Raw genomic sequence first — 12,850 nt, 5'->3', positions numbered from 1 at the left:
ATGAAGCGCGCCTTCCTCTTGACGGCGGCGTTCTGGCTGGCCTGCGCCGGCAGCGCGGGCGCCGCCTTCAACAACAAGGACGCGGGGACCTCCGCCGCGCAGTTCCTGAAGCTCGGCGCCGACGCGCGCGCCGCGGGCATGGGCCAGGCCGCGCGCGCCCTGTGCGAGGACGCCAACGCCGTCTATTGGAACCCGGCCGGGCTGGCGGCCCTGAGCTACCGCCACGCGGCCTTCACCCATGCCGCCTTTTATCAATCCACCTTCTACGACTTCATGGCCTACGCCCAGCCCATCGATTCCATCTTGGGACGCAACCGCCGCGAGCTGCAGACCAATCAACTGGGCGCCGTGGGCGTGGGCGTGCTCTACCTCAACTCCGGGCAACTCGAGGCGGTGGACAACACGGGCACGGCCACCGGCGACCGCTTCACCCCCCAGGATTTCGCGGCGCTGTTGGCCTGGGGCGGGGCCCTGACCCGCTCCATCGACGCGGGGGTGGGGGTCAAGTACATCTCCTCCCGCATCAAGGACGTGGCCGCGACCGGCGCCGCCGACTTCGGGATCCGTCTGCGCGGGCACCCCGGCGGCATGCCCTACACGCTGGCGCTGAGCGTCCACAACCTCGGGGGCCGCCTGAAATACAATCAGGAGAGCGACCCGCTGCCCCTGCAGGTGGCGCTCAGCCAGAGCCTGCGGCCGACCCGGAACATCTCTTTGAGCGTGGACGTGGTGGCGCCCCGCGACAACCGCATCTATCCCGCCTTCGGCGCGGAATTCCGCAGCGCGGTGGGGCCCAACCTGTCGGCCGCGGTGCGGGCGGGCTACGAAGGCCGGACCATGGGCTCGGACCTGGCCTCACTCTCCGGGCTAGGCCTGGGCGCGGGGCTGGGCGTGGCGCGCTTCACCCTGGACTACGCCTGGATGCCTTACGGCCTGCTGGGCGACACGCACCGCTTCACGCTCTCCTACCGGTTCTGAGCCGCGGGCGGTCACCGGTCCAAGTAGCCGGCCGCCTTGAGCATCTCCCTGACTTCATGGCCCATGGCCGGGCGCTCCGCGCGCTCCGAGAACCGCTCCTCCTCGACCCGCTCCATGAGCCGGCAGGCGAGGGGGACGGCGCGGGCGGGGTCGTCCTGGCCCGTGAAGCGGCCGGTCTCCAGGGAATAGCCCAGGCGCCGCCCGCCGCAATCGACCACAAGGTCCCCGTCCTCATCAGTGAAGTCGCAGGCGGGAGCCTGCGGCTCGGAAAGCCGGCTGCGTTCCATGGCTTCCAGGACCACGATCTTGTCCTCCAAGCCGACCTTGTCGGCGGGGTCCAGCCGCGCGTCCGCCAAGCCTGCGCGGAGCCTCTCCAGCCCCTGGTCGAGCCGGCCCGAGAGCACATACGCCTCCACGAGGAGGAGGTAATCCTGGGAACTGACGTTCTGGAGCGCCTGGAGCTGGCCCAGCCGCAAGGCCTCGACGGCCGGCCAATCCTCGAGGAGGATCAGCCGCTCCGCCAGGAGATCGAAGAATACCATCTCCTGCGGGAACAGCCGGATGGCGTTCTCACAGAGAGGCACCAGAGCGGGATCCCTGGCCCAGGAGTAGACCTCGGCCAGGAGCCGGTGCGTCCTGAGTTCCTTGGAGCCCGAATCCACTTGGCCGCGCCACTGCCGCTTCAAGGCGGCCACCACGCCAAGCTCGGAGCCGCGGTGGGGCAGGTTCAAGAGAGCGCGCAGGGCGCGCACGGCGTCTTTGGTGGAGACGGCGGTCTGGACCAGGTCGGCCAGCCCGGCGGCGCCCTGTCCCGGCTGGCCGCACTCCGCCCAGGCCGAGGCCCGGGACTGCTGAAGGTCGACGTCCCGGCGGGAGAAGCCGGGATCCTCCAGGATGCGCAGCGCTCGCGCCTGCTGCCCGTTGGCGCATAGGGCCTTGGCCAGAGCGGCCTTGAGGACCGCGCTCTCGGGCCACAGGGCCGCCAATTCCTCGGCGCGCCGCAGCCTGGCCGCGGCCGGCAGGCGCCACGGCTCCAGCTCTTGGAGAAGCAGCCTCGCGGCATCGGAGGCTGGGGACTGGGACATGGCCTTCAAGTACCTCTGCCACGTCGCATCCCAATCCTCGGTCTGGGCGCACAGCGGCCAGGCGAGCAGCAGCAGAGCGGTCAGCTTCATGGCCTGGTCTTGAGCCGCATCAGTTCCGCGGCCAGCTGCATGAACTTCCCAGGCTCCCGGTCCAGCAGGCTGCGGCTCTCCTTGGGGTCGGCGGCGAGATCGAAGAGCTCCCAGCGGTGTTCGCGCCGCACAATCTTCCAATCCCCGTTCCGGTAGGCTTCCAGGTCCAGAATCCTCGGGCCGATGGCGCGCAAAGAGGCTTGGGAGTACTGGCCGGAGTCTGTCGCCGGTCGCGTCGCCCCTTCCAGCAGGTCCCTGAAGCTCCGGCCCTGCGCTCCGGGCGGAGCCGGCCAGCCTTCCAATTCCATGAGGGTGGGCAGGAGGTCGATCTCCTCGACGGGAGTCCTGATCCTGCGGCCGGCGAGGCCCGGCACGCCGGGCTGCCAGACCACGAGCGGCACGTGCAGGACCTCGTCGTAGAGCGGCCGCGAGGCGTGGCCGAAGCCGCCGTGCTCGCCCAGCTCCTCGCCGTGGTCAGCGGTCGCGACGAGGATGGTGTTGTCCCAAAGGCGGAGCTTGGTCATCGCCTCATAGAGCGCCGGCAGCTGGCTGTCGCCGTAGCTCATGCAGCCGTCGTATTCGGCGGCGATGTCGGCGGCGAGGCGAGCCATGGCCTGCGGATCCGCCTTGATCGAGGCCACCCGACCGATGAACTCAGACGGCATTCTCCGCCAGTCGACGCTGCCGGAGAGATCGAAGGCTTGGAGGAAGTTGACGTCGCCCGGCGCACCGGCGCCGGGACGCGGTCCCTGCGGAGCGAAGCGGGTCAGATAATCCGGCGGGCACACATGAGGATAATGCACGTCCGCCCCATGGATCACGATGAAGAAGGGCGAGGAGGACCTGGACTCGAGCCAACTCAAGGCCGCGGGCAGGGCTTGGGCCATAGACCCCATGCCCGAGGCTCTGTGGAACGCCGCGACAGAGTCGAAACCGCGGCCGAGGCCCATTCTCCTTATGTCCAAGATCCCGGCCGTGAAGGCCGCCGTCTGAAAACCGCGTTCCCGGAAGAGCTGGGCCAAGGTCGGCTGCGCGCCGCTCAGGGAGTCTCTGGGCATGCAGACGCCGTGCGTCGCGGGCCTCTGCCCTGTGAATATGGAGGAGAAGGCAGGCAAGGTCCAGTCGGACTGGGCCAGGGCGGATTCGAACACGGCCCCCTTGCGGCCCAGCTCGGCCAAGGCGGGGGTCGTGTCGCGAGCGTATCCGTACAGGGAGGTATGGTCCGCGCGGGCCGCGTCCATCACGACCAGGATCACGTTCCAGGGACCTTGCCGGGGAGCGGAGGCGGACGCGGCGGCCGCTGAAGGGCGCGTCAGCATCGAGACGAGCAGGAAGCCAAAGCTCAACATGGTCGGATCCCAGGTCGCGAATCCATGATAACATTTTGCCCCTTTGGCCTCGCACGACCTCACCCACTTTCCCAACGGGCCAATAGAGCCCCCGGGGCGGTGAGTGCTCCGACGCAGAGAAGCCAGGCGAGGACTTCGGCGACGCGATAATAGGGGAAGCGTGGCGCCGGGCCGAAAGCGGGATAATTCGCCAGGATTTTCTCGTAGGGGCGTTCGGCCTTGAGCCGCATGCTGCGGAGCAAGCCGTAGGTCCACATCGTCAGCCAGACCAGTTTGACCAGGCCTGCCCAGGTCAGAACCCTCGGATATTCCAACTGGAAAGCCTGTTTCCGGATACGCCCTGCCTCCTCGACGCCCCAACGTTTGAGGCGGGCTCTTACGGACTTGACCGCACAAAGCCGTCGGCCACCTTATGGTTGGTGAAAGGCAAGAGAAGATAGTCCACCCTGGGGGGCCAGGCATTCTTTTTAGAGGTTTGGCGGCGCAGCCGCCAAACCCGCGCTGACCTTCGGTCAGCGCCCGGCGACTATGTCCGGACACAGTTGTCCAAAAACGATCTCTTCCGCGCTGCGTGCGCGGGATTCCGACGGGCTTTGCCCGTCGGAATGGCTGGACGGCAGGGGGCTGCTATCCGCAGCTTTAGGAAAAGTGGGTGAAGTCGAGTTTGGCCTCGTCATTGCCGCCGGCCGTCGCATTAGCTAAAATCATCCGCGATGCCCAAGCGAGTCCTCGTGACCGGCTGCTCCGGCTATCTGGGGCGGCTGCTCTCGGCCCGGCTGCTCGAGCATCCCTTGGTGTCCCGCGTCATCGGGCTGGACGCGGCCGCCCCGGGCCTGCCGGCCCACGCGAAGCTGCGCACCGTGACTGCGGACATCCGCGACGAGTATCTGCTGCGCAGCGTCCTGGAGGAGGAGGCCGTGGACGCCGTCTTCCACATGGCCTTCCTCAACGCGGACCATGCCGACGACGTCCGGGCCCGCGAGACCAACGTGCACGGGACCATCGTGGTCCTCGAGGCCGCGGACAAGAGCCCGCGGGTGCAGCGGCTCGTCATCGCAGGCTCCACATCGGCCTACGGCGCCCGCCGCGGCAACGGGCGTCCGCTCGCTGAGACTCACCCCCTGCGCGCAGCGGGCCTGGCCTACGCGGTGCACAAGCGCCGCATCGAGGAGGAGCTGGCCAAGGCCATGCCCCAGGTCCGGCGCAGCCTCCAGGTGGCGGTCCTGCGTCTGTGCACGGTGGTGGGGCCCGAGGAGCGTCCCGGCGGCCCGGTGCACCGCTTCTGCCGCCTGCCCTTCGCGGCATCGGCGCTCGGCCGTCAAGGCGCGCTGCAGTTCCTCAGCGAGTCCGACGCCTTGGAGGCCTTCTGCCGCGCTCTGGAGGCGCCCCAGCTGCGCGGGGCCTTCAACGTGGTCCCGGACGATGCGGTCCCCATCGCACGGGTCTGCCGCGAGCTGGAAAAGTGGCGCCTGCCCATGCCCCTCTCCTGGCTCTGGCTGGGGCTCTGGCTGGGCCGACGGCTCTTCAAGACCACCATCCCCGAGGGCATCGCCTCCTACCTGGCCTATCCGGTCGTGGCCTCCAACCAGAAGTTCAAGGAGGCGGTGGGCTTCGCGCCGGCCCAAGGCTCGCTCCAGGCCCTGCTCGCCTGCGCCCGCAGCCTTTCCCAGGGACGCGGCGCCCAAGCGCATTGACTGCCCCGCCAGGGATGCAATAGAATATGGGGGCCTTATCGACGCGGGCGTGGTTCAATGGTAGAACGGGAGCTTCCCAAGCTCTAAACGAGGGTTCGATTCCCTTCGCCCGCTCATTTTTCTTCACCGTCATAATCCTGCTCTGGCCCAGACCTCTGGTCTGGGCCGAGGCTCCGGCTCCGGGAGGCTCGCCGGCCCGGACATCCACGACGACGCTCCCCAGCCCCCGGCCCCCGGTCGACCCGTCCCGCGAGCTCCGGCGCCTGCTGAGGCAGGGCGCCGACGCCTATGCCCGGGGGGAATACGCTCAAGCCATCGCGCGCTACGAGGCGGCCATCCGGGTCAGCTCCACGAGCGTCCTGCCCTGGCTCAACGGCGGGGCCGTCTGGGACGAGGCCGGTCAACCGCGCCAAGCGGCGCTCTGGTACGGCCGCGGGGTCCGGCTCGACGCCCTGGACGACGAGGCGCTCTGCGCGCTCGGCTGGGCCCAACTGCGCTCCCACGACGCGGCCGAGGCCGCGGCGACCCTGCGCCGCGTCCTGCAGCACGACCCCGACCACGCCTGGGCCAGGTTGGGACTCGCCCGCGCGGAGCTCGCCTCGGCCCAGCCCCGGCAGGCCGTGACTTTGCTCACCCGCACCGCGGCGGCCGGGCCGACGTCCAACTTGGACGCCCTCTTCCTCGGCCGCGCCTACGAAGCGCTCGGAGACCCCGCCAACGCCATCGAGGCCTACCGCAAGGGCGTAGGCTCAGATTCTTATTTCCTGGAGGCGCGGCAGGCCTTGGGCCGCCTGTACCTGCGCGCGCGCCGGTTCAACGAGGCCTTCCGGCAGTTCGCTAAGGCGCTCGAGGCCGATCCCCACAATCCGGAGCTCGCCGCGCTCCTGGCCAAAGTCCAGCCGCTGCTCTCGCCGGAGGGGGCCCGCCTCGACGGCGTGCGCAGCCCCGTCGCCGCCGTCGCGCCCTCCACGGCATTCCCGAAGGGGGTCCCCGTGCTGCGCATCGGCATCGGCACCACCCCCCTGGGGCGGCCGCGAGCCCGCCGGTCCGTGGCCTTCTCCGCCACGACGGATTTCATCCTCAGCGACGCCAAGACCGGCAAGAGCCTGGCCTCTGTCCGGGCCGACGAGTTCTGGGTGGCCCGGATCAAGAGGGTCCGGCGGCGCCTGGCGCTGGAGGTCGCTGACGGGTCCGGCCGCGTCCGGCTCGTCCGGCGCGAGCCCTTCGTCATCACTCCCCGGTCCCGCGAGCAGGGCCTGGTGGCGCTCAACCTCAGCGGCTCCGGCCAGGCGACCGCCGCGACGGCGGAGAAGCTCCTGCGCGGACAAGTGGAGATCGCGGTCTGGCGGCGGACCCTGCGCGTGGTCAACCAGATCGACCTGGAGAACTACACCCATGGCGTGGTCTCCGCGGAGATGCCCATCCGCTCGCCGCTGGAGGCGCTCAAGGCTCAAGCCGTGACGGCGCGGACGCACGCCCTGTTCATCAAGACGGTCACGCGCCGCCATCGCAAGGACGGCTATGACGTCTGCGACGAGCAGCATTGCCAGGTCTATGCCGGGGCCCGCGCCGAGAGCGAGCGCTCCCGGGCCGTGGTCGAGGCCACCCGCGGCATCATCGTCATCTATCAGGGCCGCCCGGCCCACGTCATCTATTCCTCCGACTGCGGCGGACACACCCAGGACGGCCGCGGCCTGACCGGGTGGGGCAACGTCCCTTACTGGACCGGGATATCGGACAGCCCCATCCCGGAAGCGGCCCCGGATTCGCCATGGGCTCTGCGCCGATGGCTGACATCCTCGCCCCAGGCCTACTGCGGCCCCTCCAACTTCGTGCACCCCTCGCACTTCCGATGGACCCGCCTGGTGACTTGGACCGAGCTCTCCCGCCGCATCGACCGCCGCTACCACACCGGCCGCCTCAAGCTCATCCGCACCCTGCGCCGGGCTTCGTCCGGGAACATCAACGCCCTGATCCTGGAAGGGACGCGCCGTCGGGTCAAAGTGGACTCCGAAATGGCCATCCGCGGCCTGCCCGGCCTGGGCTCGCTGCGCAGCACCTTGTTCCTGTTCACGCCGGACCTCGGCGCGGACGGCAAACCTGAAGCCGTCACCTTCACGGGGGGAGGCTGGGGTCACGCGGTGGGGATGTGCCAGTCCGGCGCCATGGGCCGGGCGGAGGCCGGGCAGGACTTCCCGCAGATCATCCTCTCCTACTATCCCGGCACCGCTCTGGGGCGCTCGGACTATGCGCCCGAAGGTTCCTTGAAATGAGCCCGCGGCAAAGGTATGATGACAGGCGCATGCGCCACCTACCCGCGTCGCTGGTCTGCGCCGCCGCGGCGCTGCTGGGCGCCGGCTGCTCCGGCTCGGCCCCCCTGCGCAAAGGACTCCCCGAGCAAGGCATCGCGGCGATCATCCTGGGCGCGCGCTTCACCACTCCCGCCGGGGAGACGCAGTCCGGCGGCTTCTATGTGAATCTCGAAGGCGAGGGGGGAAGGGTGGCCGAGATGTACCGCGTGCCCATCGTGCCGCATCAGACCATGCTCTATCAGGTCGAACCCGACATCTATCGCCTCAGCGTGACCCGCAATTTCCTGGGATTCCCGCAGCCGACGCTCAAGGTGTACATCGCAGGCCGTGCCTACCGCATGCCCTTTCCGCGCGAGATCCTGCGCAAGGCGCCTCTCAACATCAAGGGCAAGAAGATCTTCCCCATCGGCGTCTTCCAGGTCCAGCTGCAGCAGGCTCTGCCCGGCCAGACCCCGAAGGTGAAGATCAGCATCGACGACTCCATCCCGACGCGACGGCAGATCGTGCAGGACATCATCCACCAGATGATGGACCCCACCATCCCTCTGGATGACCGCGAAAGGTCCATCGCCTGGTCGCGCGCCCTGCAGAACGCCCTCCTCGACATCCTCGCCGAGGCGGAGACCGAGCGCGCGCCGCTGTTCAAGACCCCGTGAAAAAGAAGAAGACCGCGCGACCGAAGGTCGCGCGGACTTCTCTCTCTTTGGGCATCGACCTCGGCCGCACTTGGCTGCGCGCCTGTCTCGCCGGCGCGGACGGCCGCGTGCTACGCCGCTGCCGCCTGCCTGCGGTCCCCTGGCAGGAGCTTCCCGCCGTCCTGCCGCGCCTGCGCCGGCTTCTGCGGTTCCGCGGCCTGCGCCGGCTGACCCTAGGCTCCACCGGCCTGTGGGCGCCGGAGACCTTGGGCGCCGCCCGGCGCGTCTTGCGGCCCTGGGCGGACCGGGTCGAGGCAGTCTCGGACGTTGAGCTGGCGCACGCGGCCGCGTTCGGCGGGGAGCCGGGCCTGCTGGTCGTGGCCGGCACGGGCTCCATCGCTATCGCGCGGGACTGGCGCGGCCGCTGGCGTCGCTCCGGAGGCTGGGGGCAGCTCTTGGGGGACGAAGGCTCGGGTTTCTGGATCGGACGGTCGGCCCTGCGCGATCCGCTCCTGCGGCGCCGGCTGAGGCTGGGGCCTCCGGCTCTGCCGCCCACCCCGGAGAGCGTGCGCCTGGTAGCCGGCCTGGCCCCGCGGGTGTTGCGGCTGGCCAGGACCAACGCCCGGGCGCGGCTCATCCGCGACGAGGCCGCGCGCCATCTGGCGCTGCTGGCCAAGCAGGCCGGGCGGAGCCTGCATCGCGCCGGCCCGGTCCCGGTCTGCTTCTGGGGCGGGGTGTTCCGCGACACGGCCTTGTCCCGGCAGACCCGACGCGCGCTGGGGCGGCGCTATCAGGTCATCGCGCCGCAGCTGGCGGCCGACGTCGCGGCCGCAGCGCTGCCTATTGACCGCTTCTTAGCGAGGGGGTAGAATCAATCATGCGCATAGCCTTGGGCTCCGACCACGGTGGATTCGAACTGAAAAAGCTCCTGCGCCGCATGCTGGAGGGCGAAGGGCATCTGATCCTCGACGTCGGTGTGGACGCCCCCGACCCCGTGGACTATCCCGACTACACCCGCAAGGTCGTCTCTGAGGTCCTGGGCGGCCGGGCCGAGCGCGGCATCATGGTCTGCGGCAGCGGGATCGGGGCCTGCGTGGCCGCCAATAAATTCCCGGGCATACGCGCGGGCGTCTGCCACGACACCTACTCCGCCCATCAGGGCGTGGAGCATGACGACATCAACGTCCTCTGCCTGGGCGGCCGGATCATCGGCTGCGAGCTGGCCTATGAGCTCGTCCGGGCCTTCGTGGCCGCCAAGTTCTCGAACGTCGAGCGCCATGCGCGCCGGCGCGACAAGGTGACCGCTCTGGAGAAGGAATTCCAAGAGAGAAAAGCGTGAGCCGGACCAACCCTCTCAAAGAGCTGTGCCGCTTCGGCGTCAGCGTCTGGCTCGACACCATCAGCCGGGAGCTCCTCGAATCCGGGGAGCTCGCGCGGCTCGTCGCCGAAGACGGGGTCAGCGGCCTGACCTCCAACCCCAGCATCTTCGCCGCCGCCCTGTCTTCCTCCAAGGACTACGATGAAGCCGTCCGCCGCCTCGCCCCGCGGCAGCCCGAGCCGGCGGCCCTCTTCGAGGCCCTGGCCGCCGAGGACATCCGCGCGGCGGCCGACGTTCTGCGGGGGGTCTACGACGATACCGCCGGGCGCGACGGCTTCGCCAGCATCGAGCTGCCCCCGGAGCTGGCCCAGGACGCCAAAGCCAGCCAGGCCCAGGCTCTGCGCCTGCACCAGGTGGTGGGGCGGCCCAATGTCATGATCAAGATCCCGGGCACGGCCGCGGCCCTGCCCGCCATCACCGAGGCCGTGGCCGATGGCATCCCGGTCAACGTGACGCTGCTTTTCGCGCAGGAGCGCTACGCGCGGGTCGTGGAGGCCTACCTGCAGGGGCTCGAACTGCGCGCGCGCCAGGGCAAGGACCTCTCCGTCTGCGCCTCCGTGGCCAGCTTCTTCGTCAGTCGGGTCGACACGAGCCTCGACCGCGACCTCCAGGCGCTCGCCGCTCGCGGCGGCGCCAGCGGCCAGGAAGCCCGGCAGCTCCTGGGGCGCGGCGCCGTGGCCAACGCCAAGCTGGCTTACCAGATATTCAAAAAGGAGTTCTCCGGCCCCCGCTTCGAGGCCTTGCAGCGCAAGGGGGCCAGGCCCCAGCGCCTGCTCTGGGCCTCCACGGGGACCAAGAACCCGGCCTACAAGGACACGCTCTACGTCTGCGAGCTCATCGGGCCCGACACGGTCAACACCATGCCGCCGGCCACGCTCAAAGCCTTCCGGGACCACGGCGCCTGCCGCCCCAGCATCGAGGAGGACGTGGCCGGGGCGCGTTCCGACTGGGAGCGCCTCAAGGCACTGGGACTCGACCTCGGAGCGGCCATGCGCAGGCTGGAAGACGAGGGTCTATGGGCCTTCGAGAAGTCCTACAACACGATCCTGGAGACCGTGGCCGCGAGGAAGTCCTCCGTGCTGGCGGTCGAGGGGGAGGTCGTCGCCGGTCTCAGGGAGTTCGAGGAGGCGCGCTTCTGCCAACGGCTCTGGAGCAAGGACCCGGCGCTCTGGAAAGGCGAGCCCGCGCACCAGAAGATCATCCGCAACAGCCTGGGCTGGCTCTCCTTGCCCGAGGCCATGGCCGCGGGCCTGGGCCCGGTGCGCGGCTTCACCGCCGAGGTCCGCGCCGAAGGCTTCAAGCACGCCGTGGTGCTGGGGATGGGCGGATCGAGCCTCGCCTGCGAGGTCTTCCGCCGGGTCTTTGAGCCGGCCCCCGGCGCCCCGACGCTCGAGGTCCTCGATTCGACCAACCCGGCCACGGTCGCGGCTCTGCAAGCACGCCTGGATCTTTCGCGCACACTCTTCTTCGTATCGAGCAAGTCCGGCGGGACCGTGGAGCCCAACTGCCTGATGGACTACTTCTTCGACAGGGTCTCCCGGCGGGCCGGCGCCAAGGCCGGACGGCAGTTCGTGGCCATCACGGACCCCGGCACCGCGATGGAGAAGGCGGCGCTCTCCAGGGGCTTCCGGAAGGTCTTCCTCAACCCCTCGGACGTGGGCGGCCGCTTCTCGGCCCTGTCGCTCTTCGGGCTGGTTCCCGCCGCGGTCATGGGCTTGGACGTGGGCCGGCTGCTCAACTGCGCGCGCGCCATGGCGCGCTCCTGCGCCGCGGCTGCCCCGGAGAACCCCGGTCTGCGCCTGGGCGCCGCTCTGGGGCTGCACGCCCGAGCGGGCCGCGACAAGCTGACCTTGTCCTTGTCGCCGGCCCTGGAGCCCTTCGGGCTCTGGATCGAGCAGCTCATCGCCGAGTCCACGGGCAAGGAAGGCCGCGGCATCCTGCCGGTGCATGGCGAGCCCTTGGGCGCGCCCCAGTCCTACGGGGCGGACCGCGTCTTCGTGCGCATAGCCCTGCGCGAGCAGCCCGAGCGCGACGTCGAAGAGCGGCTCGCGGACCTGGAGCGGGCCGGGCATCCGGTCCTGCGCTTCTCCTTGGCCGACCGCTACGAACTGGGGGCGCAGTTCTTCCTCTGGGAAGCGGCCACGGCCGCGGCGGGCTTCCTGCTGGGTGTCGACCCCTTCGACCAGCCCGATGTGCAGAGCGCCAAGGACCAGACCAAGCGGCTGCTCGGCGGCCTGGAGGGGGGAGTGCTGCCCAAGGAGACGGCGGACCTGCGCGCCGGAGGCCTGGCCGCCTTCGCGGACCAGGACCTGCGCTCGTCTTTGGGCGCGAACCGCGGCCTGGACCTGCCCCTGAGCCGCGTCCTGGCCGCGCATCTGGCGCGGCTCAAGCCCGGGGACTACGCGGCGGTTCTCGCCTACGTGCATCCGGAGGAAGGCGCCCGGCTGCAGTTGGAGGCCCTTCAGCGGCACCTGCGCCGCATATCCAAGGCGGCGGTGACCGTGCAGTACGGCCCCCGCTACCTGCACTCCACCGGACAGCTCTATAAAGGAGGCGCGGCCAACGGGGTCTTCCTGGAGCTGGTGGCGCCCGACGCGGCGTCTTTGCCCGTGCCCAGGCAGGATTTCAGCTTCGGGACCTTGCACCGGGCCCAGGCCCGCGGCGACTTCGCGGCGCTGCTGGAGGGGGGACGGCGCATCCTGCGCCTGGAGCTGGGGACCGCGGTCGAGGAGTCGCTGCGGGCCGTGGTCAACGCAGCGGCGGAGCTTTCGGCATGCCCCAGCTAGGACCCCGCGCCCTGCAAGCCCGGCTGCGCCGGGTGCGCCTGGTGCTCATGGACGTCGACGGCGTGCTCACCGACGGCCGCATCTTCCACCTCGTGGACACCAAGGGCCGCCTCGTGGAGTTCAAGGGCATCCACGCCCAGGACTCCATCGGCCTGAGCTGGCTGGCCCAGTCGGGGCTCAAGACCGGGGTCATCAGCGGCCGCATGTCCCGGGGCGTGGCCGAGCGCATGAAGCTGCTCAAGATGGCCTACGTCTACCAGCACCGGCTCGACAAGAAGGCGGTCTTCGACGAGATATGCCGCGAGGCCCGGGCCGACCCGGCGGAGGCTCTCTATATCGGCGACGACCTCCCGGACCTCCCCGTCTTGCGCGCGGCCGGCGTGGGCGTGGCCGTGGCCAACGCCCGGCCCGAGGTGCGCCGCGCCGCCCGCTGGGTCACCCGGCGCGCCGGGGGCGACGGCGCCGTGCGCGAAGTGGCCGAGGCCTTGCTCAAATCCCAAGGGCTCTGGGCACAAGTCCTGGGCAGGTTCCGTTGACAGGCAC

11 protein-coding genes and 1 tRNA gene are annotated in these 12,850 nt (G+C 70.0%); 9 read left to right on the top strand and 3 right to left on the bottom strand.

Features of this window, described 5'->3' with window-relative positions:
* Window positions 1-978, top strand: a complete 978-nt coding sequence (locus NTY77_01560) for a PorV/PorQ family protein (protein ID MCX5794167.1) — start codon at window positions 1-3, stop codon at window positions 976-978.
* An 11-nt stretch (window positions 979-989) separates the two neighbouring features.
* Here NTY77_01560 and NTY77_01555 read toward each other — a convergent pair whose 3' ends face one another.
* From NTY77_01555 to NTY77_01545, 3 genes are read right to left on the bottom strand one after another with little or no spacing between them, the layout of a single operon-like run.
* Window positions 990-2,153, bottom strand: a complete 1,164-nt coding sequence (locus tag NTY77_01555) for a hypothetical protein (GenBank protein ID MCX5794166.1) — start codon at window positions 2,151-2,153, stop codon at window positions 990-992.
* Window positions 2,150-3,502: a sulfatase gene (locus NTY77_01550; protein MCX5794165.1), complete on the bottom strand. Its 1,353-nt coding sequence runs from the start codon at window positions 3,500-3,502 to the stop codon at window positions 2,150-2,152. The genes NTY77_01555 and NTY77_01550 overlap by 4 nt, the downstream gene beginning before the upstream one ends.
* A gap of 59 nt (window positions 3,503-3,561) precedes the next feature.
* Window positions 3,562-3,816 (bottom strand): hypothetical protein, encoded by a 255-nt coding sequence (locus NTY77_01545; protein ID MCX5794164.1) that lies wholly within the window; start codon window positions 3,814-3,816, stop codon window positions 3,562-3,564.
* A gap of 399 nt (window positions 3,817-4,215) precedes the next feature.
* Between NTY77_01545 and NTY77_01540 the strand changes: the two genes are divergently transcribed.
* The 8 genes from NTY77_01540 to NTY77_01505 all read left to right on the top strand — a co-directional run bounded on the left by NTY77_01540 (window position 4,216) and on the right by NTY77_01505 (window position 12,843).
* Window positions 4,216-5,196 (top strand): NAD-dependent epimerase/dehydratase family protein, encoded by a 981-nt coding sequence (locus tag NTY77_01540; GenBank protein MCX5794163.1) that lies wholly within the window; start codon window positions 4,216-4,218, stop codon window positions 5,194-5,196.
* A 43-nt stretch (window positions 5,197-5,239) separates the two neighbouring features.
* Window positions 5,240-5,310 (top strand) — tRNA-Gly (locus NTY77_01535).
* A gap of 377 nt (window positions 5,311-5,687) precedes the next feature.
* Window positions 5,688-7,469 carry a SpoIID/LytB domain-containing protein gene (locus tag NTY77_01530; GenBank protein MCX5794162.1) on the top strand — a complete coding sequence of 594 codons (1,782 nt, stop codon included), beginning with the start codon at window positions 5,688-5,690 and terminating at the stop codon, window positions 7,467-7,469.
* 29 nt (window positions 7,470-7,498) lie between these two features.
* Window positions 7,499-8,164, top strand: a complete 666-nt coding sequence (locus tag NTY77_01525; protein MCX5794161.1) for a hypothetical protein — start codon at window positions 7,499-7,501, stop codon at window positions 8,162-8,164.
* Window positions 8,161-9,012, top strand: a complete 852-nt coding sequence (locus tag NTY77_01520) for a hypothetical protein (protein ID MCX5794160.1) — start codon at window positions 8,161-8,163, stop codon at window positions 9,010-9,012. The genes NTY77_01525 and NTY77_01520 overlap by 4 nt, the downstream gene beginning before the upstream one ends.
* Before the next feature lie 8 nt (window positions 9,013-9,020).
* Window positions 9,021-9,482 (top strand): ribose 5-phosphate isomerase B, encoded by a 462-nt coding sequence (gene rpiB, locus NTY77_01515; GenBank protein MCX5794159.1) that lies wholly within the window; start codon window positions 9,021-9,023, stop codon window positions 9,480-9,482.
* Window positions 9,479-12,307 (top strand): bifunctional transaldolase/phosoglucose isomerase, encoded by a 2,829-nt coding sequence (locus NTY77_01510; protein MCX5794158.1) that lies wholly within the window; start codon window positions 9,479-9,481, stop codon window positions 12,305-12,307. The genes rpiB and NTY77_01510 overlap by 4 nt, the downstream gene beginning before the upstream one ends.
* A complete protein-coding gene (locus tag NTY77_01505) occupies window positions 12,295-12,843 on the top strand; it encodes an HAD hydrolase family protein (protein MCX5794157.1) in 549 nt (182 codons plus the stop codon). The genes NTY77_01510 and NTY77_01505 overlap by 13 nt, the downstream gene beginning before the upstream one ends.
* The last annotated feature ends 7 nt before the right edge of the window (window positions 12,844-12,850 follow it).

The sequence above is a fragment of the Elusimicrobiota bacterium genome, assembly GCA_026388095.1.
Lineage (GTDB): Bacteria > Elusimicrobiota > Elusimicrobia > UBA1565 > UBA9628 > UBA9628.
The sequence above is the reverse complement of the archived record's forward strand: the minus strand, read 5'-3'. Positions and strand labels throughout refer to the sequence as shown.